17 protein-coding genes and 1 pseudogene are annotated in these 24,835 nt (G+C 64.4%); 5 read left to right on the top strand and 13 right to left on the bottom strand.

Going from position 1 to position 24,835, the window contains the following annotated elements:
• Positions 1 to 120 precede the first annotated feature (120 nt).
• Complete coding sequence (locus tag ABQY74_RS11165; RefSeq protein ID WP_349791445.1) at positions 121 to 6,753, top strand: DUF3320 domain-containing protein; 6,633 nt, start codon at positions 121 to 123, stop codon at positions 6,751 to 6,753.
• 284 nt (positions 6,754 to 7,037) lie between these two features.
• Here the strand turns inward: ABQY74_RS11165 and ABQY74_RS11170 are convergent.
• The 4 genes and pseudogenes from ABQY74_RS11170 to folD all read right to left on the bottom strand — a co-directional run.
• A pseudogene (locus ABQY74_RS11170) lies at positions 7,038 to 7,816 on the bottom strand (tyrosine-type recombinase/integrase); the annotation flags it as partial.
• 80 nt (positions 7,817 to 7,896) lie between these two features.
• Entirely contained in the window at positions 7,897 to 9,462 is a 1,566-nt protein-coding gene (gene guaA, locus ABQY74_RS11175) for a glutamine-hydrolyzing GMP synthase (protein WP_039521782.1), read from the bottom strand.
• A gap of 100 nt (positions 9,463 to 9,562) precedes the next feature.
• A complete protein-coding gene (gene guaB / locus ABQY74_RS11180) occupies positions 9,563 to 11,020 on the bottom strand; it encodes an IMP dehydrogenase (RefSeq protein ID WP_016903541.1) in 1,458 nt (485 codons plus the stop codon).
• Between the two features lie 90 nt (positions 11,021 to 11,110).
• Positions 11,111 to 11,995 (bottom strand): bifunctional methylenetetrahydrofolate dehydrogenase/methenyltetrahydrofolate cyclohydrolase FolD, encoded by an 885-nt coding sequence (gene folD, locus ABQY74_RS11185; protein ID WP_039521785.1) that lies wholly within the window; start codon positions 11,993 to 11,995, stop codon positions 11,111 to 11,113.
• 49 nt (positions 11,996 to 12,044) lie between these two features.
• Here folD and ABQY74_RS11190 point away from each other — a divergent pair, with 49 nt between their 5' ends.
• Positions 12,045 to 12,365 (top strand): DUF1244 domain-containing protein, encoded by a 321-nt coding sequence (locus ABQY74_RS11190; RefSeq protein ID WP_046342931.1) that lies wholly within the window; start codon positions 12,045 to 12,047, stop codon positions 12,363 to 12,365.
• 123 nt (positions 12,366 to 12,488) lie between these two features.
• On the opposite strand, the gene ABQY74_RS11195 is transcribed toward ABQY74_RS11190, so the two are convergent.
• From ABQY74_RS11195 to cmk, 9 genes are all read right to left on the bottom strand, one after another.
• Positions 12,489 to 14,345, bottom strand: a complete 1,857-nt coding sequence (locus ABQY74_RS11195) for a monovalent cation:proton antiporter-2 (CPA2) family protein (RefSeq protein WP_349791447.1) — start codon at positions 14,343 to 14,345, stop codon at positions 12,489 to 12,491.
• Between the two features lie 172 nt (positions 14,346 to 14,517).
• On the bottom strand, positions 14,518 to 15,411 hold the full coding sequence (gene galU, locus ABQY74_RS11200; RefSeq protein ID WP_016903544.1) for a UTP--glucose-1-phosphate uridylyltransferase GalU: 894 nt from the start codon (positions 15,409 to 15,411) through the stop codon (positions 14,518 to 14,520).
• Positions 15,411 to 17,318 carry a nucleoside-diphosphate sugar epimerase/dehydratase gene (locus tag ABQY74_RS11205; protein WP_349791449.1) on the bottom strand — a complete coding sequence of 636 codons (1,908 nt, stop codon included), beginning with the start codon at positions 17,316 to 17,318 and terminating at the stop codon, positions 15,411 to 15,413. Before ABQY74_RS11205 ends, galU begins: the two co-directional genes overlap by 1 nt.
• Before the next feature lie 13 nt (positions 17,319 to 17,331).
• Positions 17,332 to 18,309 (bottom strand): lipopolysaccharide biosynthesis protein, encoded by a 978-nt coding sequence (locus ABQY74_RS11210; RefSeq protein WP_104600467.1) that lies wholly within the window; start codon positions 18,307 to 18,309, stop codon positions 17,332 to 17,334.
• On the bottom strand, positions 18,309 to 19,487 hold the full coding sequence (gene lapB, locus ABQY74_RS11215) for a lipopolysaccharide assembly protein LapB (RefSeq protein WP_016903547.1): 1,179 nt from the start codon (positions 19,485 to 19,487) through the stop codon (positions 18,309 to 18,311). The genes ABQY74_RS11210 and lapB overlap by 1 nt, the downstream gene beginning before the upstream one ends.
• Before the next feature lie 6 nt (positions 19,488 to 19,493).
• Entirely contained in the window at positions 19,494 to 19,799 is a 306-nt protein-coding gene (locus ABQY74_RS11220; RefSeq protein WP_016903548.1) for a lipopolysaccharide assembly protein LapA domain-containing protein, read from the bottom strand.
• A 65-nt stretch (positions 19,800 to 19,864) separates the two neighbouring features.
• A complete protein-coding gene (locus ABQY74_RS11225; protein WP_016903549.1) occupies positions 19,865 to 20,176 on the bottom strand; it encodes an integration host factor subunit beta in 312 nt (103 codons plus the stop codon).
• 88 nt (positions 20,177 to 20,264) lie between these two features.
• Entirely contained in the window at positions 20,265 to 21,950 is a 1,686-nt protein-coding gene (gene rpsA, locus ABQY74_RS11230; RefSeq protein ID WP_016903550.1) for a 30S ribosomal protein S1, read from the bottom strand.
• Between the two features lie 183 nt (positions 21,951 to 22,133).
• Entirely contained in the window at positions 22,134 to 22,817 is a 684-nt protein-coding gene (cmk, locus tag ABQY74_RS11235) for a (d)CMP kinase (RefSeq protein WP_039521796.1), read from the bottom strand.
• 172 nt (positions 22,818 to 22,989) lie between these two features.
• On the opposite strand from cmk, the gene ykgO reads away from it, so the two are divergent.
• From ykgO to ABQY74_RS11250, 3 genes are all read left to right on the top strand, one after another.
• A complete protein-coding gene (gene ykgO / locus ABQY74_RS11240) occupies positions 22,990 to 23,115 on the top strand; it encodes a type B 50S ribosomal protein L36 (RefSeq protein ID WP_005913193.1) in 126 nt (41 codons plus the stop codon).
• A 240-nt stretch (positions 23,116 to 23,355) separates the two neighbouring features.
• A complete protein-coding gene (locus ABQY74_RS11245) occupies positions 23,356 to 23,679 on the top strand; it encodes a hypothetical protein (protein WP_047128776.1) in 324 nt (107 codons plus the stop codon).
• 92 nt (positions 23,680 to 23,771) lie between these two features.
• Complete coding sequence (locus ABQY74_RS11250; protein ID WP_349791452.1) at positions 23,772 to 24,806, top strand: agmatine deiminase family protein; 1,035 nt, start codon at positions 23,772 to 23,774, stop codon at positions 24,804 to 24,806.
• Positions 24,807 to 24,835: the final 29 nt, after the last annotated feature.

The following is a 24,835-nucleotide window of genomic DNA, read 5'->3' on the forward strand; positions in this document are numbered from 1 at the left end:
CGTCCCTATTTCGCTGCGATGGCTCTTATCTAGCCGATATCTTTGCCAACTGGCGCTAATATCCTGGCAGGGCGTAACGGGGCGTAATGCGCGTTATGACAGGGCACTGCAGGGGATTCCATGGACGAGACACAACTGGAAGATTCGGCCACCGCTGCCGAATTGAAAATCGACGTTACCCTGATCGCCAAATTGAACTTGGCGGACTTTCAAAATGCGGTCCCACTGTTGCGGGATCTCTGGCTGGTCAACGAGACCGATCAGAAGCATGAGCAGGTCGAGTTAGTACTGACGTCCGATCCGCCCTTTCTGAAGCCGCGCCGTTGGCGGATCGACGCGCTGGCCGCGGGCTCCCGCTATCCGATCCGCGACCTGGACCTGAATCTGGACGGCGGATTGCTGGCGCGGCTAACTGAGGCCGAGACGGCCACGGTCTCGCTGGCCTTGCGCTCCGTGGGCGCGGATGCGTCCATCCCGGCCCTCGCGCAGCGCGACAGCCATCTGGAGCTGCTGCCACGCAACCAATGGGGCGGCATCTCGCATCTGCCGGACTTGGTCGCCGCCTTCGTCCAACCCAACGATCCGGCCGTGGATCGGCTGCTCAAGCGAACCGCCGAGGTGTTGCGGCAGAACGATCGCAACCCCGCACTGGATGGCTACACCGGCGGCGCCAAACGCGCCTGGGAACTGGCTTCGGCCCTCTGGGGGGCTACGGCTGGCATGCAGTTGGACTATGCCCTGCCCCCGGCCAGCTTCGAGCAGTCGGGCCAGAAGGTGCGCAGTCCCAGCCAGATCGAAAGCTCGGGGCTGGGGACGTGTTTCGACCTCACGTTGCTGTTCTGCGCCGCACTCGAGCAGGCAGGGTTGAACCCCCTGTTGGTCTTCACAGAGGGCCATGCCTTTGCAGGTGTCTGGCTGCAACCAGAGGAGTTTTCCAACACGGTCGTCGACGACGTGACCGCTTTGCGCAAGCGCCTCAGGCTCAAGGAACTGGTGCTGTTCGAGACCACCCTGATCACCCAGCGCCCCACTGTCCCTTTCAGCTATGCCACCGAACGCGGTGCCCAGCAGGTTGATGAATCTCAGGATGCGGGATTCCGCCTGGCCGTGGACATCCGCCGGGCGCGGCTGCAGCGCATCAAGCCATTGGCCAGTGCGGAGGCGGCAGTTGCTACGGCGTCGGACACCGAAGGGTCACCGTCCATGCCCGCCGCGCCAAAGATCGAAGACGCGCCTGACCTGCCCGACAACGCGCCGGCCAATGCGGAAGATGCCAGCCAGCTCGATCCCAAAGACCGGCTGCTTCGCTGGCAACGCAAGCTGCTGGATCTGTCGCTTCGCAACAACCTGCTCAACTTTAAGGCCGGCAAGAAAGCACTCAAGCTGGAAGCACCGGACCCTGGCGCGCTGGAAGACATGCTGGCCAGCGGCCAGTCCCTGAAGCTGCGCCCGCGTCCAGACCTGATGGACGGTGCCGATCCGCGCGATCAGGCCATCTACGAAGCCCGCGAACGCGAGAACGTGCGCCGTGCGCACGCGCTGGAAGCCCTGCAGAAAGGCGAGGTTTTCGTTGGCGTTCCCGAGATCGAACTCGATTCACGCCTGGTCGATTTGTTTCGCAGCGCTCGCACGACTTTGCAGGAAGGTGGTGCCAACACGCTTTATCTCGCCCTGGGCTTCCTGTCCTGGACCCGCGAAGACCGTGACGGTCAGCGCTACCGCGCGCCCTTGATCCTGGTGCCGGTCAGCCTGCAGCGCAAGAGCGCCCGCTCGGGCTTCACGCTCAGCCTGCATGACGACGAGCCCCGCTTCAATCCGACCTTGATCGAGATGCTGCGCCAGGACTTCGAACTGAGCCTAGGCACGCTCGAAGGCGAACTGCCGCGGGACGATGCCGGCCTGGACGTCGCTGCGGTATGGAAGGCTGTCGGCCACGCCATCAAGGAGATCAAGGGCTGGGAAGTGACCGAGGACGTGGTGTTGTCCATGTTCTCGTTCGCCAAGTACCTGATGTGGAAAGACCTGGCCGAGCACAGCGAACAGTTGCGAGAGAACCCGGTCGTGCGTCACCTGCTGGACACCCCGCGCGATGCCTATCCACCGGGCGCTCCGTTCCCGCAAGTGCGCGAACTGGACCAGCACTTCGACCCCAGGCAGGTGTTCTGCCCCTTGCCGGCGGATTCCTCGCAGTTGTCAGCCGTGCTGGCCGCCTCGCAGGGCAAGGACTTCGTCCTGATCGGTCCACCGGGGACGGGCAAGAGCCAGACCATCGCCAACCTGATCGCCCAATCCCTGGCACAGGGCCGACGCGTCCTCTTCGTATCCGAGAAGATCGCGGCGCTGGACGTCGTCTACCGGCGCCTGCGTGAAATCGGCCTGGGCGAGTTCTGCCTGGAGCTGCACTCGAGCAAAGCCCGCAAGCTCGACGTGCTGACGCAGTTGCAATCGGCTTGGTCCAGCAGTGGCCAGGCCGACGCCGAGCAGTGGCGGGGCGAGGCCGAGAAACTCAAACGCCTGCGCGATGCGCTGAACATCTATGTGGAACGCCTTCACCAGCGTCGCCGCAACGGCTTGAGCCTGTTCGATGCCATCGGCACCGTCAGCGCGGGACACGACGTCCCGACACTTCACTTGGCCTGGCCCTCGGCCGATCAGCACGATCATGCTGGCATCGAACAGTTGCGCAGTGCCGTGGACCGCCTGGAAGTCAACGCACAGGCCATTGGCCATGCCGCGCTGGCGCAGCACCCCTTGGCCCTGGTTGGCCAGGGAGACTGGTCGCCCACCTGGCAGCAGCAACTAATCGCCACTGCGCGTGATGTGCTTCCCGCCGCCCAGGCGACGATCGAATCCGCCCAGGCGTTTGTCCATGCCATCGGCCTGCCCTCGTCCACCTTGACGCCCGAAACCTGCGAAGCGCTGCTGCTCCTGGCCCAACGCCTGCCTCTGGCGGCGGGACATGATTGGCGCTTTGTCCTGCGGCCCGACGCACGCAGCCTGAGCCAACGCCTTCAGGAAGGCGCGGCACTGGCGCGCCGCCATGCGGAACTGAACATACAGCTGTCCACGCCGTGGCCCGCTTCTGTCATGACCGCCTGCGCCGACGGGCTGGCCCTGCTCGCCGAGCACCGGCAGACTCGCGCAGAACTCGGCGAGCCCTGGCCGATACGCATCACCGTGCAGCTCAACCAAGGGCTGGGCCTGCTGGCCCAACTCGGCGAGCACCACTCGGCACTATCGGCTCCCTACGGCAAGGCGATCGAACAGCTCGACGTCGCCCAGTTGCAGCAAATGTGGGAACAGGCCGAGCAGACGTTCTGGCCCAAGTCCTGGCTGGGTAAACGCAAAGTCACAGCACAACTGTCCAGCGCTATCACAGGCGGCGCGCAGCCCGACGTCGCCAACGATTTGCAGCATTGGAAGGCCATCCACGCCTTGCGCCAGCAGATCCAGGCCATCGTTCCAGGCCAGCAGTGTGCGGACGTCTGGGCAGGACTGGAGACACAAGAGGACAAGATACGCACGGCCCTGCGCTGGCAAACCGCCCTGGCCGCCGTACGCGAAGGCCAGCCCTGGGAGGACGACGGCTTCGATGCCATCGCCAACGGCCAATGCGGGGCCGCCCTGCAAGCCGATCTGCAACGGGCACGGCAATTGCGCCAGCTCGAGCAAGACATTGCGGCACAGGCATCGCTGGAAACGGCGACCGACGGCCTATGGGCAGGCCACGCCACACCAGTCGACCGCCTGCGTGCCGCACTCGACTTCCTGAGCGACTGGCGCAGCCATGCCCAGCTAGGTGTATTGGATGCCCACACCGTGGTTGAGGAAGGCGCTTGCGGCCCCACGCTGACACGTGACCACCAGACGCTTCGCCAGCGGGCCGATACGGAACAAGCACTGGCCGCCCTGGACGACTTGCGCGAGTCCACCGCAGGCCTGTGGAAAGGTCTCGCCACCCACCTGGATGACCTCGAGCAGGCCTGCCAGCTCCGAGAGGATCTGGCTGCCGTGCTGGCCCGCCTGGCCACCACGCCCGAACAGATCTCTGCCTGCAAGGCACCGCTGCATGCGCTATTGGGCGATGCCAATGCACTGCTGGAGCCAGGTGGTCGAATCGTGCTGGCCGGCGCTCGATACGTGGAGAAATGGGAACAGCTGCTACCCCGGCGCGAGGCACTCGCGACAACCGGACATTTTGCCGAGGCCGCCCAGGCGCAGTGGCAGTCCATATCACTCGACGGGCTGATCGAGCAAAGTCAGTCCATCGTGCGCGCCGAACACGGGCTGCGCAGCTGGTGCGCATGGCGCCAGGCGCGCGACGAGGCGCTGGCACTCGGGCTGCCCCCCCTGGTCCAGGGCATCGAGCAGGGCCGGGTCGGCCCGGACCAGGCACGCCGAACCTTCGAGACCAACTACGCGCGCTGGTGGCTCAACGCCGTGGTCGATCACGAGCCGGTCATCCGCGGCTTCGTCAGCGCCGAGCATGAACAGCGCATCCGCGATTTCCGCGAACTCGACGAACGCTTCACCGCCCTGACCAGGGATTGGCTGCGCGCCCGCCTGTGCGCCGACCTGCCCTCGCAGGACAACGTTAGCCGCAACTCCGAATGGGGGCTGCTACGGCATGAGATGGGCAAGAAGCGCGCGCACCTGCCCTTGCGCGAACTGATTGCTCAGATTCCCGAGGCGCTGACCAAGCTCACGCCCTGCCTGCTGATGAGCCCGCTGTCCATCGCGCAGTACCTCCAGGCCGGAGCCAACGCGTTCGACCTGGTGATCTTCGACGAAGCTTCGCAGATCCCGGTCTGGGACGCGATCGGCGCCATCGCCCGCGGCCGCCAGGTCGTCATGGTCGGCGACCCCAAGCAGTTGCCGCCCACCTCGTTCTTCGACCGCGCCGAATCCGGGCTGGACGACGAAGACGTCGAGGCCGACCTGGAGAGCATCCTCGACGAGTGCATCGGCGCCAACCTGCCGACACGGAATCTGAACTGGCACTACCGCTCCCGTCATGAAAGCCTGATCGCGTTCTCCAATCATGCCTACTACGACGGCGAACTGGTCACCTTCCCCTCACCCGTCACCAACGATCGCGCGGTCAGCCTGCAGCCGGTCTCAGGCACCTACCAGAAGGGCGGTGCGCGGACCAACCCGGCCGAAGCGAAGGCGCTGGTCGCCGACGTGGTGGCGCGCCTGACGACGCCCGGTTTCCGCGAAATCGGGCTCACGATTGGAGTGGTCACCTTCAATGCCGAGCAGCAGAAACTGATCGAGGACCTGCTCGACGAGGCACGCCACCAGAATCCAAGGCTGGAGCCCTATTTCGCCGAGAGCGAACTGGAGCCGCTGTTCGTCAAGAACCTGGAGAGCGTGCAGGGCGACGAACGCGATCTCATCTATTTCTCCATCACCTACGGCCCGGACCCCGCAGGCCAACTGGCTATGAACTTCGGTCCACTCAACCGCCAAGGCGGCGAGCGCCGGCTCAACGTGGCTATCACCCGTGCGCGTCACGAACTGCGCGTATTCGCCAGCTTCCACGCGGAGCAGATGGATTTGGCGCGCACTCAAGCCATCGGCGTGCGCGATCTCAAGCACTTCTTGGAATTCGCCGAACGCGGCGCTCGCGCGCTGGCGGAATCGAACAGAGGCAGCCTGGGGGGCTTCGACAGTCCCTTTGAAAAAGCTGTGGCCACCGCCCTGACCCGGCGCGGCTGGCACGTCCAGCCGCAGATCGGCGCCTCCTCGTTCCGCGTCGACCTCGGCATCGTCGATCCCGACGCCCCCGGACGCTACCTGGCCGGTGTGGAATGCGATGGCGCCACCTACCATCGCAGCGCCACCGCGCGCGACCGCGACAAGCTGCGCGAGCAGGTTCTGCGCGGCCTGGGATGGGACATCGTGCGGGTCTGGTCCACCGACTGGTGGATCGATCCGGCCGGCACGCTCGACAGGCTGGACGCCCGGCTGCAAGCCGTGCTCACGGCCCAGCGCAAGCGGCGCTCCGAACAGGCCGAGCGCGAAGCTGAGGCCGAGCGCCTGGCGCAGGCGGCCATCGCGCAAGCTATGGCGTCAGTAACGAAGCCAGACGAGGAAACGGCGGCCCCAATCCAGGATGCGGGTCCGGTCGCACCAGAAGTCCCGGCGACAGCTCCATCGCAGCAAGTCGAGGAAGTCTTTGCTCGCCAGGTCTCCGCAGCACCAGCCCATGCTGGTATCGCAGAAACAACGCCACCCAAAGCCTCGCTCTATCGGGTCACCCATCCGGCCGAAGCGGTCGCCGGCGCCAATCCCGATCGCTTTTTCGACGACGATTACAACGACACCCTATTGGCCATGATCGCCCACGTCATCGATCATGAAGGCCCCGTGCTCGACGCCCTGCTGGCTCGCCGCATCGCCCGTGCCCACGGCTGGGTACGCACAGGCGGGCGGATCCGCGAGCGCGTGTTCCAACTTGCTCGAGCCCGCCATCGGACGACGGATGAAGAGGTCGGCACGTTCTACTGGCCCGAGCATCTCGATCCTGCAACGGAGCCGCCTTTCCGGGCGCCTGCCGACGAGGACAGCGTGCGGGCGGTCGACGAGATCAGCCTGCAGGAACTGGCTTCGCTGGCCCGTGCTGTGATCGCACAAGGAACGAAAGACGAAGCTGTGTATTACGCAATGGCGCGGAGACTGGGCCTCCAGCAGCTGCGGGCCTCCAGCCGAATGCGCTTGGAGCAGGCCGTGCATTCGACAGGGAATTAGGTAGACATTCTCAGGAGGGGAGCCATGCCACACCAGGAGGTGCTATCGTCGAACCCGGAACAGGGCCTTGCAACGCCCAAGATAGTCCCGGCAGAGCCTTGGCCGCAGGCATCCTCCGAGAGCAGCGAGCGATTGGATGGCGCCACAGATCTGCTTGGCCTGTCACGTCAGCAGCGCAACCTGCTACTCCTGCGTCCCATCTTCCAACTCGAGCGCTACAAGGCGATGCTTGGTGATGAGGCTAGTGGGGACAGTACACTGTTCCACGGCATCGATACCCACTACCTCGCGTTGTCAGCGCAAGTGTGCAAGGCCACGAGGATGTCCATCGCCTGCCGCGACAGGTAGACCACGTGCGGCTTGCGCCGCTTCATCCGCACCTTGGGGATCGTCCAGGTGGCATTTTCGGAATCCACCTCGTTCCACGTCGCTTCGACGAGTTCGCTCTTGCGCACCATCATCAGCAAGACCAGGCGCAAGGCCAGCCGGATGGTCGGATAGGACGCGATGGTCTTCAGTTGTTGGAAGGCCAGCCGGATCTCGGCCGGCGACAGCGCCCGGTCCTTGGGAATGAAGGTCGCGATCGAGGCCGCCTACACGTCGTCGGCCAGGTTGGCGAGCCGTTCGCCGTGCAGGATGGCGAAGGCATAGACCTGCTTCACGATGTCCCGGACGTGGATGGCCGTGGCCGGTGCGTCGGGCGCCTTCACCTTGTTACACAGCGCCCGCAGGTCGTCGGGGGTGACTTCCCTCAGCTTGCGATTCTGGAAGACCGGCAGGATGTCGCGGTCGATGATGTGCTTGCGCATCGACCGGGTGCTGTGGGCTATGCGGGCATCGGCCAGCCAGCGTTCCGTCATCTGGCCGAAGGTCCTGGCGGCCGTCAGCCGCCGCTGGCCCGCTGTTGCTCCAGCGCCGGGGAAAGGCCCTGATCGACCGAGCGCTTGGCGTCGAGCAGCCGCTCCCGCACCATGGCCAGCGACATGCCGGCCGGCTCATACCGTCCGAGGGTGAGCGTCTCGCGGCGTCCATTGAGACAGTAGTCGTAGCGGAAGCTTATTGAAAGCGCAACTTATACTTTTATAATCAAAAAGTTAAAGTACTTCTACCGATACTTGGCGATAGCCTCCGAAAGACGCTCCATCACTCCCACTCGATCGTCGCCGGCGGCTTGCCTGAGATGTCGTAGACCACGCGCGAGACGCCGCGCAGTTCGTTGATGATGCGGTTGCTCACCGTGCCGAGGAAATCGTACGGCAGGTGCGCCCAGTGCGCGGTCATGAAGTCGATGGTTTCCACTGCGCGCAGTGCGATCACCCATTCGTAGGCGCGTGCATCGCCGACCACACCGACCGACTTGACCGGCAGGAACACCGCAAATGCCTGGCTGGTCTTGTCGTACAGATCGGCCTTGCGCAGTTCGTCGATGAAGATCGCATCGGCCTTGGCCAGCAGCTCGGCGTACTCGCGCTTCACTTCGCCCAGGATGCGCACGCCCAGGCCCGGGCCCGGGAACGGATGGCGGTACACCATCGTGCGCGGCAGGCCGAGTTCGACACCGAGGCGGCGCACTTCGTCCTTGAACAATTCGCGCAACGGCTCGACCAGGCCCAGCTTCATGTGCTCGGGCAGGCCACCGACGTTGTGGTGACTCTTGATCACGTGTGCCTTGCCGGTCTTGCTGCCGGCCGACTCGATCACGTCCGGATAGATCGTGCCCTGCGCCAGCCACTTGGCATTGGCCAGCTTGTTGGATTCCTCGTCGAAGATATCCACGAACAGGTTGCCGATGATCTTGCGCTTGGCTTCCGGGTCGCTGACGCCTTCAAGCTTGGCAAAGTAACGATCGGCCGCGTTGACGCGGATCACCTTCACGCCCATGTGCTCGGCGAACATCGCCATCACCTGGTCGCCTTCCTGCCAGCGCAGCAGGCCGGTATCGACGAACACGCAGGTCAGCTTGTCGCCGATCGCCTTGTGCAACAGCGCGGCGACCACCGACGAATCGACGCCGCCGGACAGGCCCAGGATCACTTCGTCATCGCCCACCTGCTCGCGCACGCGCGCGATCTGGTCGTCGATGATGTTGGCCGCCGTCCACAGCGTTTGGCACCCGCAGACATCGACCACGAAGCGGCGCAGCAAGGTCTGGCCCTGCAGCGTGTGGGTAACTTCCGGATGGAACTGCACGCCGTACCAGCGCTTGTCCTCGTTGGACATCGCCGCCACCGGGATGCGGTCGGTCACCGCGGTGACGGTGAAGCCCGGCGGCACCTGCGACACGTGGTCGCCGTGGCTCATCCACACATTGAGACGCGACGCGCCGGCGTGATCGGTCAGCCCTGCGAACAAGGCATCGGCGGCCACCACATCGACTTCGGCATGACCGAATTCGCGCTGGTCCGCCGCTTCCGTCGCGCCGCCCAGCTGCGCTGCCAGCGTCTGCATGCCGTAGCAGATACCGAACACCGGCAAGCCGCTGTCGAACACTTCCTGCGGCGCGACCGGCGCACCCGGCAAGGTGGTCGACTCCGGACCACCGGACAGGATGATGCCCTTGGCGCCGAAACCGGCGATCTCGGCCGGGTCATGATCCCAGGCCCAGATCTCGCAATACACCCCGATCTCGCGGATACGCCGCGCAATCAGCTGGGTGTACTGCGCGCCGAAATCGAGGATGAGGATCTTGTCGCTGTGGATGTTGGTCATTGGCGCCGGGAATCGGGAACGGGGAATCGGGAATGGGCAAAGCGGCGCAGACGCTGGTTCATCGATTCCCGACTCCCGATTCCCCATTCACGCAGAGGCATCAGCCCATGCGGTAATTCGGCGGTTCCTTGGTGATCTGCACGTCGTGGACATGGCTTTCGCGCTGGCCGGCACCGGTGATGGTGACGAACTTCGGCTTGGTGCGCATTTCCTCGATGGTCGCGCAGCCCACATAGCCCATCGTGGCGCGCAGGCCGCCGATCAGCTGATGGACGATGCCACCGACCGGGCCGCGATACGGCACGCGCCCTTCGATGCCTTCCGGCACCAGCTTGTCGGCATCGCTGGAATCCTGGAAATAGCGGTCCTTGGACCCCTTCTCCATCGCGCCCAGGCTGCCCATGCCGCGGTAGCTCTTGTAGCTGCGGCCCTGGAACAGCTCGACCTCGCCCGGGGCTTCCTCGGTGCCGGCGAACAGGCCGCCGACCATCACCGTGGAGGCGCCGGCGACCAGCGCCTTGCCGATGTCGCCCGAATAGCGGATGCCGCCATCGGCGATCAGCGGAATACGGTCCTGCAGCGCCTCGGCGACCATGTCGACCGCGGTGATCTGCGGCACGCCGACACCGGCGACCACGCGCGTGGTGCAGATCGACCCGGGGCCCACGCCGACCTTGACCGCATCGGCACCGGCGTCCATCAGCGCCAGCGCGGCATCGCCGGTGACGATGTTGCCGCCGATCACCTGCAGCTGCGGATACGCCTTCTTGACCCAGGCCACGCGATCGATCACGCCCTGCGAATGGCCGTGCGCGGTATCGACGATGACCACGTCCACGCCGGCCGCCGCCAGCAGTTCGATGCGCTGCTCGGTGTCGCCGCCGACGCCGACCGCCGCGCCGACCAGCAGGCGCGTGGACCCGTCCTTGGCCGCGTTGGGGTTGTCGGTCTTCTTCTGGATGTCCTTGACCGTGATCAGGCCGCGCAGCTCGAAGCTGTCGTTGACCACCAGGATCTTTTCGATGCGGTTGCGGTGCAGCAGCTCCAGCACTTCCTCGTCACTGGCGCCTTCGCGCACGGTGATCAGGCGATCCTTCTTGGTCATGATGTGGCGGACCGGATCGTCGAGCTTCTTCTCGAAGCGCATGTCGCGGCTGGTGACGATGCCGACCAGTTCGCTGCCATCCACCACCGGCACGCCGGAGATGTTGCGCGCGCGGGTCAGCTTTAGCACCTCGCCGATGGTCGTGTCCGGGCTCACCGTGAACGGCTCGGTGATCACGCCGGATTCGAATTTCTTGACCCGGGCCACTTCGCCGGCCTGCTGCGCAGGGGTCAGATTCTTGTGGATGATGCCGATGCCGCCCAGCTGGGCCATGGCCACCGCCAGGCGGTGTTCGGTCACTGTGTCCATCGCGGCCGAGAGAATCGGCAGTTTCAGGCGCAGATCGCGGGTCAGCCGGGTTTCCAGGCTGACGTCCTTGGGCAGGACGATCGAATGAGCGGGGACGAGGGAAACGTCGTCGTAGGTGAGAGCTTCAGCCTGGATGCGGAGCATCGGCGGACCCGAGTTTGGGGAAGCGCGGCATTTTACCCTGAAAGCCTTCACGAAGACACAACGCGACTGCAATGCAGCGTTACACGCGCCTCAGCCAGCCGCGTCGGCCGCCTCCAGCGTGTTCTGCATCAGCGTGGCGACCGTCATCGGCCCGACTCCACCCGGCACCGGCGTGATCCAGGCCGCACGTTGCACCGCTGCGTCGAAACCGACATCGCCGACCAGGCGGCCGTCGTCCAGCCGATTGATGCCGACATCGATCACCACTGCGCCCGGCTTGACCCATTCGCCCGGAATCAGGCCCGGGCGACCGACTGCCACCACCAGGATGTCGGCATTGCGCACGCTGGCTTCCAGCACTTCGGGCGGGGTGAACTTGTGGCAGCTGGTGACCGTGCAACCGGCGATCAGCAGTTCCAGGCCCATCGGCCGGCCGACGTGATTGCTCACACCCACGATGGTCGCGTTGCGGCCGCGCACCGGCTGATCGGTGTGCCCCAGCAAGGTCACGATGCCGCGCGGCGTGCACGGACGCAGGCCGAATTCGCGCAGCGCCAGGTGCCCGACATTCTGCGGATGGAAACCGTCGACGTCTTTGCGCGGATCGATGCGCTGGATCAGGCGATTGGCATCGGGGATGCCCGGCAGCGGCAGCTGGATCAGGATGCCGTGGATCTTGGGGTCGGCATTGAGCTGATCGATCAGCCGCGCCAGTTCGGCCTCGCTGGTGCCCTGCGGCAAGTCGTAATCGAAGGCCTCGATGCCGACCTTTTCCGCCGCACGCCGCTTGTTGCGCACATACACCGACGAGGCCGGGTCGCCGCCGACCAGCACCACCGCCAGCCCGGGGCGCGTCTTGCCGGCGGCCAGGCGCGCATCCACGCGCAGCTTCAGCCCGTCGAGCAGTTCCTCGGCGATGCGGCGACCATCGAGAAGGCGGGCCGGAGCAGAGGCAGCTGGCGCGGAAACGGTCATGGGGCGTCAGGTGTAGAGTCGAAGGCCGTCTATTGTCCCCGATTCCGTCATGACCGACACCACCTCGACACCCGATTCCATCACCACGTCCATCGAAGCGGCCGCATTTCGCCGTCTGTTGCAGCATCTCAACCAGCAGCGCCCGGATGTGCAGAACATCGATCTGATGATCCTGGCCGGCTTCTGCCGCAACTGCCTGGGCGACTGGTACCGCGAAGCCGCCGAAGCGCACGGCCAGCCGATGAGCAAGGAGCAGGCGCGCGAAGCGGTGTACGGCATGCCGTTCGCCGACTGGAAACGGCAGCACCAGAAAGATGCCACACCCGAGCAACTGGAAGCCTTCGCGGCCGCTCAACGCCGGCACGGCTGAGCCGGTCGACTTGTCAGCGCAGGCCGGCACCTTGGTGCCGGTCGCTCTATCACCCCAGGTTTTTTCTCGACCAGCCGAGGCAACCGCAGCACCGACCCTGCTTCGGCTCACGCCGCACACGACTCAGTCGCGAGTCACGGCTTCGGGCCGAGTGGCCTGCGGTACCGCATCGGGATTGAGCGTGCGGCTCTCCCGCCGCGGCGGGGTGAACGGCGTGGGCTTGGGCACGGTCGGCGTGAGATTGCCGTACATCAGCCCTGCCACGGCGCCGGCACGCGTGTTGCCGGCGGCAATTTCCAGTTCGAACCGCTCGGCATCGCGACGCCGGATCTCGCGCGCGATGGTGACCGCCTCGTCCTCGTCCACGCCCAGCTCGACCAGGGCCGCCTGCCCGAACGCCACCGCCGACTCGAAGGTCTCGCGAATCTGGTAGTCCACCCCGGCGGCGACCAACTGCAACGAATGCTCACGGTCGAACGAGCGCACCAGCAACCTGGCGTGCGGGAACTCGTGCCTTGCCAGCTCGACGATGCGATTGGCCGCCTCGCGGTTGTCGATGCACACCGCGATCGCGCGTGCGCTGTGCGCACCGGAGGCATGCAGCACATCGAGCCGGGTGCCGTCGCCGTAGTAGATCTTGAAACCGAACTGTTCTGCGCTCTGGATCATCTCGATGTCGTTATCGATGATGGTCACATCCACATCGCGCGCCAGCAGTGACTGGCTGGCAACCTGCCCGAAGCGCCCGAACCCGATGATCAGCACGCTGCCGGTCTGGCCACTGACGGCTTCCACGCCTTCCAGCGACGGCTGGGCGGCCGGCGTCAGCCGTCGCTGCAACAGCACGAACAGTGGCGTCAGCGCCATCGACAACACCACGATTGCCGTCAGGCTGGCGTTGACCTGCGCGTCGATGACGCCGGAAGCCGATGCTGCCGCGAACAGCACGAAGGCGAACTCGCCGCCCTGCGCCATCAGCACGCAACGATCCAGCGCCTGGCGATGGTCGCTGCGCATCAGCCGCGCCACCGCGTAGATGCACACGCCCTTGCCGAGCATGAGCGCCAGCACACCGGCAACGATCAGCCGCCAGTCTGCCGCAACCACACGCAGGTCCAGGCTCATGCCGACGCCCAGGAAGAACAGCCCCAGCAGGATGCCGCGGAACGGCTCGATATCCGCCTCGATCTGATGCCGGAAAGTGGATTCGGACAGCAGCACACCGGCCAGAAACGCGCCCATCGCCATCGACAGCCCGCCGACCTGCATCAACAGCGCCGCGCCCAGCACCACCAGCAAGGCCGCCGCCGTCATCACCTCGCGCGCCTTGGACGCGGCCAGGATGCGGAACAAGGGATTGAGCAGCCAGCGCCCCGCCACCACCAGGCCGACGATGCAGGCCAGACCGATGCCGATGTCCTGCCAGCGTTGCGTGGCCGCCTGCGGGTCGCCATTGGCGCCCATCCAGGCCACGATCGCCAGCAGCGGCACGATCAACAGGTCCTCGAACAACAGGATCGCCACGATCTTCTGGCCCGGCGGCAAGGCGACATCGCCCTGCTCTGCCAGCAACTGCATCACCACCGCCGTGGAGGTCAGCACGAAGCCGGATGCGGCCACGAATGCCACCGGCGGCGCGAAGCCGAGCAACAGGCCGATGCCGGTCAGCACCAGCGCGCACACTGCGATCTGCAGCGTCCCCAGGCCGAAGATCTCCTTGCGCAGGCTCCACAGGTGCGATGGCCGCATTTCCAGCCCGATCACGAACAGGAACATCACCACGCCCAACTCGGCCACGTGCAGGATCGCCTGCGGGTCATCGAACAAGCCCAGGCCGAACGGACCGATCGCCAGACCCGCGGCCAGATAACCCAGTACCGAGCCCAGGCCCAGACGTCGGAACACCGGGATGGCGACTACGGCAGCGCCCAGCAGGGCCACCACGTTGATCAGTTCGCTGGATTCGGCAGGCTGGCTCATGCCGAGGATTCTAGCCGCAGGCGCGCACCACAAACTTGCACCAGCGTGCGACGTTGGCAAAGCCGCCTGACGTGTCGATCAGCCAGCGGCACGGCGTTCTCGCCCAGCGAGGCCACAAACGACGAACGACGCCAGATGGCGTCGTTCGTGAATGCAGGCGATGGCCAGGCAATCAGCCGCGCGCGTCGGCCTCGGCCAATGCGGTGCGCAGGATTTCCTTGGCCGGCCCGCCATGCTTCTCGTGCTCGAGCGCGAAATGCACGGTGGCCTCGATCAGGCCGATATGCGCGCCGCAATCGAAGCGACGGCCCTCGAAGCGATAGGCGTCGACGGTTTCCTGCTGCAGCAGTCCGGCGATCGCATCGGTCAGCTGGATTTCGCCACCGGCGCCGGCGCCGGTTTCTTCAAGCAGCTCGAAGATTTTCGGGTTGAGCACATACCGGCCGACCACCGCCAGATTACTCGGTGCCACTTCCGGCTTGGGCTTTTCGACGATGGCGTTGATGCGCCCCTTGCGACCATCGAACGCATCGGTGGCCACGATGCCGTAGCTGGCGGTCTTGTCGTGCGGCACATCCTCTACGGCGATGACGCTGCCGCCGGAGGCTTCGGCCACATCGGCCATCTGGGTCAGCGCACCGGCACCACGGTTCCAGATCAGGTCGTCCGGCAGCAGCACAGCGAACGGCTCGTCGCCGACCACGGCCTTGGCACACAGCACGGCGTGCCCCAGACCGAGCGCTTCGGCCTGCGTCACGAAAATGGCGCGCACGCCTTCCGGCAAGGCATGCCGCACCAGCTCCAACTGTTCAAGCTTGCCGGCGCGCTCGAGCTTTTGCTCCAGCTCGTAGGCCTTGTCGAAGTAGTCGGCGATCGAGTGCTTGTAGCGATTGGTCACGAAGATCAGCGTGTCGCAACCGGCCTGGATGGCCTCGTCGACGGCGTACTGGATCAAAGGTTTGTCGATGATTGGCAGCATTTCTTTCGGCACCGTTTTGGTTGCCGGAAGAAAGCGGGTCCCAAGACCTGCGACGGGGAATACGGCCTTGCGAATACGCTTGCTCATTAAAGTCTTCTGACCTCACGTGCGGGGAATGGAACGACCGTATCAGATCGCGCGTCGACTTTCCGTCGAGCAGCCGCAAAATCCGGCATCAGACTGCCGAGCACAGCCTCCATCGCCTTGATGTCATAGCGGTTAACCGCCTCACGCAAGCGCGTCACCAGCTGCAACACCTGCTCGTGCGAGAACTCGCGCACACCGGCTTCCAGAATCTTGGGATGCGCGGTGGGGCGATAGTCTTCGTCCGAATAGAACAGGGTTTCGTGCAGCTTCTCGCCCGGACGCAGGCCGGTATAGAGGATCGCCACATCCTTGCCGGGCTGCTTGCCGGCAAGACGGATCATCTGCTCGGCGAGCAGGCGGATCGGCACCGGCTCGCCCATGTCCAGCGTATAGATCGCACCATGCGAGGCGGAGGCCGCGGCCTGCACCACCAACTGGCAGGCCTCCGGAATGGTCATGAAGTAACGCGTCACATCCGGATGCGTCACCGTGACCGGGCCGCCCTGGCGAATCTGCTCACGGAACAACGGCACCACACTGCCGGCCGAATCCAGCACGTTGCCGAAACGCACTGTGATGAAGCGCGTTGGCGCATCGCGTGCGTCCAGGCTCTGGCAGATCATCTCCGCATAGCGCTTGCTCGCGCCAAGCACGTTGACCGGCTCGACCGCCTTGTCGGTGGAGATGAAGACAAAGGTCTCGATACGTGCACGCTGGCAGGCGCGCGCCACGTTTTCGGTGGCCAGCACGTTGTTGCGTACCGCCTCGCGCAACTGCTCTTCCAGCAGCGGTACCTGCTTGTAGGCGGCGGCATGAAAGACGGCATCCGGCAGCGCGGTGTTCAAGGCATGCGCGACCACCGCCGGGTCGCCGCAATCGCCCAGCACACGGACCACTTCGATATCCGGGAACAACCGACGCAGGTCCGAATCGACGGTCAGCAATGCCAGCTCATCGATCTCCAGCAGCACGATGCGGCGCGCGCCGTGACGGGCGCACTGGCGGCAGACTTCCGAGCCGATCGAACCACCCGCGCCGGTCACCATCACCGTCTTGTTGGTCAACCAGTCGCGAATCAGGCGCCAATCCGGCGTGACCGGCTTGCGGTTGAGCAGGTCCTCGATCGCGACTTCTTTCAGTTCGCCAGGCAACGAGCGCCCTTCCAGCACGTTGATCAGCTTGGGTACCATGCGGAACGGCAGACCGGTACTTTCGCAGATGGCCACCACGCGCTGCATGCCGGAGGCATCCAGCGACGGGATCGCGATGACCAGCAGTTTGGCAGCCGTCTCCTTGGCAATCGACGCAGCCTGGTCCAGGCTGCCTAGAACATTGAGGCCCTGGATCTTGGCACCGTGCAGATTGCTTGCGTCGTCCAGATAGCCGACCGGCACGAATGCGCCGGTGCGGCGCAGATCACGGACCAGACCTTCGGCGGCACGGCCTGCGCCAAGGATCAACACGCGCTGCGCGGCATCGCCGGAGTGCGCGATCTGGTAATCCTTCCAGGCCCGATACAGCAGCCGCGGCGTACCCAGCAGCGCCGACAGAGCGAACGGATAGACGACCAATACCGACAGCGGCACCCCATCCAGGCGGTCATAGGACAGCGCCAGCACGATCGCGACCAGACCAAGAAAACTCGACTTGAAGATATTCCACAAGTCCGGCACCGAGGCGAACCGCCACAGCCCGCGATACAGGCCCATCTTCCAGAACACCAGGCCTTGCGCGACTAGAACCACGGCAGTGCGCCAGTCCCACAACGGCAGATCGGGAGGATCGCTCAGCATGGAGTAACGGCCGGCGTGCAGCAGTTGCCAGCACACCCACACCATCAACAGGTCATGCAGCACCACCGCCGCTTGCGGCAGGGCTTTGGTCAAACGGTCACGCCAGGAAATCATAAAAGTCCATTACTCAGGAATTGCGCAGTCCATCGCGCAGAAAACGCCAGATCGCGGTGGCACCCAGGCCCCATATCAGGGCTCCGGAGACCTGCAGCCAAGTTGCATCATGACGAATTAACACATACAAGCAGACGGCAGCCACGCTAAAAGCGAAATAAATACCGGTTACCGGAACGTGCGTCTCAAGCCTGCGTGCCAGCCGCTGATAAAGATGTTGAGCATGCGGCTCCCACCACCGTTGCCCAACGAGCATGCGAGATAGCAGCGTGAAGCCGGCGTCTACAAGAAATGCTGTCAATGGCAACCAGCTGATCCACCAGCTCACCTGCCCGCTGGCCACTGTCAGCGCCAGCAACGCAGCCAGCACATATCCCAACGCACCACTGCCGCCATCACCCAGAAAGATCCGCGCACGCGGAAAATTGAACGGCAGAAATCCCAGACAGGCTGCGGCGACGGCAAGACCGGCCCAGGCCCAGGCGCCAGGCACGACCGCAGCAAACGCCAGCGCGGCCAGGGCCGCCTGGCTGCTGGCCAGGCCGTTGATGCCGTCCATGAAGTTCCAGACATTGATTAATACCACCGACGCCATGGCGGTGAGCACACCATCCCAGAGATTGCCGGTGTGATGGCTGACCAGCCAGCCCAGCGTGACCGATGCCAACAGATGGATCGCAAAACGCAGCCTGGCCGAGAGCGGACGATGGTCGTCCCACCAACCCACCCCGGCCACCAGCACCAGCCCGGCCGCGAACCAACCCAGGATCGTGCCTGCTGCCGGCCAGAACACGCCGGCCGCCACGCACCCGGACAGCAGCGCCGCCACGATTGCCATGCCACCGCCACGCGGGGTGGCGACCACATGGCTACGGCGTTCACCCGGATGATCGAGCAGCCGCCGATGCAGCGCGTAGCGCCGCAACAACCAGGTTCCCAGTGCCGCGACCGTCAGGTGCGACAGACACCACCACAGCCAGGCCTGCGGCATCAGACCACCGCGTAGTTCAACAGCGGCTTGACCGTGCCCCATTCCTTGCAACTCGGGCATTGCCAGTGGTGCGTCTTCGCGCCGAAGCCGCAGCGGGTGCAACGGTAACTCGGGTTGCGCACCAGCAACTGGTCGGTGATGTGCTTGAGATCCTGCAAGGTGCCGACCGGGTCGCTGCCTTCGGCCAGGGTCAGGTCGATCAATGCCGATTCGCCGCGGACCGATGGCCGGTCCTTGAGCTGACGGCCCAGATAGGCCAGCGCCGGCGCCACGCCATCCTGCGCCTCCATCAGCTGCGTCAACGCCAGCACCGGGGCGATGCCGCGATAGTGCTCGGTCATCTCGGACAGGAAATTACGTGCGCCGGCGATATCGCCAACCCGGCGATAGGCCGCCATCAATGCGGGAATGATCTCCGGCAGGTATTCCGGATCATGCCGCGCAGCACGTTCGAACGCGCGTACCGCCGCTTCGTCGTGTCCACGCTCGGCTTCGATGCGTCCTTCCAGAATGCCGGCGCGCACCGAGGTGCCATCGGCCTGGTAGGCGCGTGCGATCGCCTGCAATGCTTCGTCGGGCTTGCTCAGGCCGCGATAGCGGTCGGCCAGCTCGCACTCGAATTGCGAAATCAGCTTGCCCATCGGCTCGCCGGTGACTTCTTCGTAACGGGTGGCGTTGTCGATCGCCTTTTCCCAATCGCGCTCGGCCTGATAGATGCCGATCAGGTGACGCAGCGCCTGCGGCGCACGCTGATCCAGTTGCGCCAGTTCGGTGAATACGGTCTCGGCGCGATCAAGCAGGCCGGACTTCATATAGTCCTCGCCCAGCGCCAGCAAGGCCTGCACGCGCTGCTGATCGGTCAGGTCGGCGCGTTGCACCAGGCCCTGATGCAGCCGGATCGCGCGGTCGACCTCACCGCGACGGCGGAACAGATGCCCCAACGCGACCTGGGTCTCGAAGGTTTCCTTGTCCAGTTCGGCGATATGCAGAAACAGCTCGATTGCCTTGTCCGGCTGCTCGTTGAGCAGATAGTTCAGGCCGCGAAAGTAGGTGCTGGACAGGCGACTGACCTGGGTATCGCCGTGGCGTTGACCACCGCGGCGGCCAACAACCCAGCCCCCCAGCGCTGCCAACGGCACGAACAGGAAGAACCAGATCCACTCGGTCAGAAAGTCCATACGCGCTTACAGTCCATCAAAGGGGCGCGGCTCGACTGCGGCAGGCGTGATCGGCCTGGCGTCGGTGCGACTGACTGCAACCGCCTTGTTGGCCTGGCGCAGTTTGGAATAGAGGGGAATGACCACACTGACCAGCACCATGCCGGCACCGATCAACACACCGACCAGCAGCGCGACAATGATCGCGATTCCTGAGGTCGTGTGCACACTAGAGAAAAGGAAGTCGAGAGTGACGTCCTGGGAATTGACCGCACCGATGATCAGACCGACCAGCAGGAAGGCCAACATCACCAGCAAGCGAAACACCTTCATGGCCAGACTCCGTCAAAAGAGGCTTAGCTTAACCGAGCCGACATAAACGCAGCGGCAGAATGACCTCAGTCAGCCGCATCCAGCAGATCGACCGGGACCACGGAGCTGACACGCTCGCGCAATTCCTTGCCAGGCTTGAAATGCGGAACATGCTTGCCCGGCAACGCGACCGACTCGCCGGTCTTCGGATTACGGCCAAGACGTGGCGGGCGGTAATGCAGCGAGAAGCTGCCGAACCCGCGGATTTCGATCCGATCACCATCGGAGAGCGCCTGCCCCATCATTTCCAGCAGCGATTTGACTGCCAGATCCACGTCGTCCGCCTTCAGATGCGCTTGACGTCGCGCCAGGATTTCAATCAATTCGGACTTGGTCATGGGAAGACTTGCTTTTTTCGACTGACACATCGGAATCGGCCCGGGCAAGCCCGGGCCGATCCATCACGCTCTTGCGAGCGCTACGCGCTTACTCGGACTTGTTGCTGTTCAACTGTGCACGCAGCAGCGCGCCCAGCTGGGTCATGCCACCGGATGCGGCCGAAGACTGGTATTCCTCCAGCGTTTCGCGCATTTCGGCATCGTCCTTGGCCTTGATCGACAGCTGCAGGGTGCGGCCCTTGCGGTCCATGCCCACGAACTTGGCTTCGATCTTGTCGCCGACCTTCAGGTGCTGGGTCGCATCGTCCACGCGCTCGTTGGCGATGTCGCGTGCGGCGACGTAGCCCTCGATGCCATCGGCCAGGTCGATCGTGGCGCCCTTGGCATCCACTTCACGCACCACGCCTTCGACCTTCGAACCCTTCGGGTTGGACGCCATGTACTGGCCGAACGGATCCTGCTCCAGCTGCTTGACGCCCAGACTGATGCGCTCACGTTCCGGATCGACTGCCAGCACAACGGCTTCCAGCGTGTCGCCCTTCTTGTAGTTGCGCACGACATCTTCGCCGGTGGTGTTCCAGCTGATGTCGGACAGGTGGACCAGGCCGTCGATGCCGCCGTCCAGACCGATGAAGATGCCGAAGTCGGTGATCGACTTGATCTGACCGGACACCTTGTCGTTCTTCTTGTGGGTGGCAGCGAAGGTTTCCCACGGATTGGCGGCAACCTGCTTCATGCCCAGCGAGATGCGGCGACGCTCCTCGTCGACATCCAGCACCATCACTTCGACTTCGTCACCAACCTGCACAACCTTGGACGGGTTGACGTTCTTGTTGGTCCAATCCATCTCGGAGACGTGCACCAGACCTTCGACGCCCGGCTCGATCTCGACGAATGCGCCGTAATCGGTGACGTTGGAGACCTTGCCGAACACGCGGCTGTTGGCCGGGTAACGACGTGCGATGTTGTCCCACGGATCTTCGCCCAGCTGCTTCAGGCCGAGGCTGACGCGGTTACGCTCGCGATCGAACTTCAGCACGCGCACGTCCAGCTCGTCGCCGACGTTGACGACTTCGGACGGATGGCGCACGCGCTTCCAGGCCATGTCGGTGATGTGCAGCAGGCCGTCGATACCGCCCAGGTCCACGAACGCGCCGTAATCGGTCAGGTTCTTGACGACACCCTTCAGGATCGCGCCTTCCTGCAGTTTGTCCATCAGCTGCTCGCGCTCTTCCGAGTGCTCGCTCTCAACCACGGCACGACGCGAGACCACTACGTTGTTGCGCTTGCGGTCCAGCTTGATCAGCTTGAACTCAAGTTCCTTGCCTTCCAGGTAGGCCGGGTCGCGCACCGGGCGCACATCCACCAGCGAACCAGGCAGGAACGCGCGGACATCCTTGATGTCCACGGTGAAACCACCCTTGACCTTGCCGCTGATGCGGCCGGTGATGGTTTCGTTCTTTTCCAACGCCTCTTCCAGCTCGTCCCACACCATTGCGCGCTTGGCCTTCTCGCGCGACAGCACGGTCTCACCGAAGCCGTTCTCGATGGAATCGAGGGCAACCTTGACCTGGTCGCCTACGCCGACATCGATCTCGCCAGCGTCATTACGGAACTGCTCGATCGGCACGATGCCTTCGGACTTCAGGCCAGCGTTGATCACCACCACGTCGCCGCGCACTTCCACGACGGTACCGGTGACGATCGAGCCCGGCTTCAGCTTCGCCAGATTGGCTTGACTGGCTTCGAACAGTTCAGCAAAAGATTCTGTCATTTGAATTTTACTCAGTTGAACACACGGGCGTTGATCGTCGGATGCGACAGATGCCAAGCGCCCAGCCTGTTGGTCGACTCCGGACAGCGAGTCGGTTAAGTAGTAATAGAACCGCCACACGGGATGTGCGACGGAGCCTTGGAACGCCTTACGGTCGGCGGGACATGCCCGCTTGCGGAACGCTTACGACGACGTGCGAGCGGCTAACAACCCGACCACACGCTGGACGACATCCTCGATCCCCATTCCGCTGGTATCGATCAGCACGGCGTCTTCGGCCGGCCGCAATGGCGCCACCACCCGCTGCGCATCACGGGCATCTCGAGCCATGATCTCGCGCAGCAGGTCGTCAAAGATAACCGAAACACCCTTTTCCATCAACTGTTTATGGCGACGGCCCGCACGTTCCTCGGCACTGGCGGTCAGAAACACCTTGAAGGCGGCATCGGGGAAGATCACCGTGCCCATGTCGCGCCCGTCCGCGACCAGGCCGGGCGCCTGCCTGAATGCGCGTTGGCGTTCCTTCAACGCGCTGCGCACCTCGGGAATGGCCGCAATCGCCGAGGCCAGCGCGCCGGTGGTCTCCAGGCGCAGTTCGCCGGTGGCGTCCACGCCATTGACCAGCACCCGCAGCCCTGCCTCGCCGGCATCGTCGAACTCCACCCTGGTGTCGAAGGTGCAGCGCACCAGCGCGGCCGGGTCGGAGACATCCAGATCGGCCCAGCTCGCCGCCACGCCCACCGCGCGATACAGTGCGCCCGAATCGAGGTAATGCCAGCCCAGCCGGGCGGCCACGATCCGGCTCACGGTGCCCTTGCCGGCGCCGGAGGGACCATCGATGGTAAGGACGGGCGAAAGGTCGGTCATTCAGGTTTCCGGAAGGTCATCAGGCGGTAGTGTAGCGCTGCTCGCGGGGATTGCGATGCAACCACTTGAAAGCACGACGAAAAGCCGGTTAGAATTGCCGGCTTAATTCCGGGTGCACCCTCGATAGCGGGCACTCTTCCATCGAATCCAACCGTTTACGCCGAGGTGTGCCATGAAAGTCCTGTCCTCCCTGAAGTCTGCGAAGACCCGTCACCGCGACTGCAAGGTGGTCCGCCGCCGCGGCAAGGTCTTCGTGATCTGCAAGTCGAACCCGCGTTTCAAGGCGCGTCAGCGCTAAGCTTTCGCCGCGCGTGCAAGACCCGAGAAAGCCGCCTCCGGGCGGTTTTTTCTTGGCCGATGCTTCATGCCGACGATTGCCTTAGGCAGGCTGGGGTGCGCGGATGCCCGGCCGGCTCCGCGTAACGGTTGCGCTGGCAGACGTCCGGCGCGGCGTTGGGTAACACCGATCTGCAAGCACGCTGGTCCTGGTTTTTGCTGTAATCACCATCCGAATCTTGTCCACTGGGGAGTAGATGACATGCGCAACCGTTTGTTTGTCCTGCCGCTGATCGCGCTGATGGGGATCAGTGCCGCTGCGTCGGCCGATACGCTGCTGATCGACCGCGCACAGCAGAAGCCTGCCGCTGCCCTGCCCTTGCGCGGCGACAGCATGAGCCAGGTCGAAGGCCGTTATGGCGCGCCGCAGGAAAAGCTGCAGCCGCGCGGTGGCCAGAAGCGCCAGTGGCCGACAATCCACCGCTGGGTGTATCCGGCCTTCACCGTGTACTTCGAAAAGAGCCGGGTGATCGACGTGGTGGCCAACCAGGCCGATGCCAACGAGATCGGGCCCAAACCTCTTTGATGCGAGTCCCTCGCAAGAGCCCGCACATCCATGTGCGGGGATTTGAATTAACAGCCTGGGCTCGCCTGGGCATTGATGGGTAATTTTCAGGTATGACCGATCGCGTTCGCTTTCCTGCCGAGTGGGAATCTCAGTCCGCCGTGTTGATTGCGTGGCCGCATGCGGGCACCGATTGGGCCGAGCGTCTTGCCGAGGTGGAAGAGACCTATATCGCGCTGGTCACGGCGATTTCCCGTTTCGAGCCGGTGATCGTGTGCGTGGCCGATGACGACCTGCAGATCTACGCGGAAGCGCGGCTGCGCTCGGCACGGGTGGACATGGCGCAGGTGCGCTTCGTGGTTGCGGCCTACAACGACACCTGGCTGCGCGATTCGGGCCCGATCACGCTGCGCCAGGACGGCGGTTTCCGCCTGATGGATTTCCGCTTCACCGGCTGGGGCGGCAAGTTCGAGGCCAGCCTGGACGATCAGTTGGTCACCTCGCTGGATGCGGCGCAAGTGTTCGTGCCCTCGCAGGTGCAGACGGTGGACTTTGCACTGGAAGGCGGCGCGATCGAGACCGATGGTGCGGGCACCTTGCTGACCACCTGGAAGTGCCTGCACGAGCGGCATCCGCAGCGCACGCGCGATTCGCTGAGTGCCGATCTTGCCGCGTGGCTGGCGCAGGACCGCGTGCTGTGGCTGGATCACGGCTATCTGGAAGGCGACGACACCGACGCGCATATCGATACGCTGGCGCGCTTCGCCGGCCCGGATGCGATCGTCTACCAGGGCTGCGACGTGGCCAACGATTCGCATTACACCGAACTGCAGGCGATGGGCGCCGAACTGGCTGCGTTGCGCAAGGCCGATGGGCAGCCGTATCGGCTGTTCGTGTTGCCGTGGGCCGAGCCGATCCTGGATCAGGGCCGGCGTCTGGCTGCCTCGTACGCCAACTTCCTGATCGTCAACGGTGCGGTGCTGATGCCGGCTTACGGCGACAAGGCCGATGCGGGCGCGCAGGCGGTGCTGGCCGAGGCGTTTCCGCAGCACGTCATCGTGCCGGTGCCGTGCCGCCCATTGATCTGGCAGAACGGCAGCCTGCATTGTCTGACCATGCAACTGCCCGCCGGTCTGCTGGCTGCCTGAGTCACTCCTGTTCCGGCCGGCAGGCCGGT

Origin of the sequence: Xanthomonas sp. WHRI 7064, from assembly GCF_040202355.2 — a bacterium.
Lineage (GTDB): Bacteria > Pseudomonadota > Gammaproteobacteria > Xanthomonadales > Xanthomonadaceae > Xanthomonas > Xanthomonas arboricola.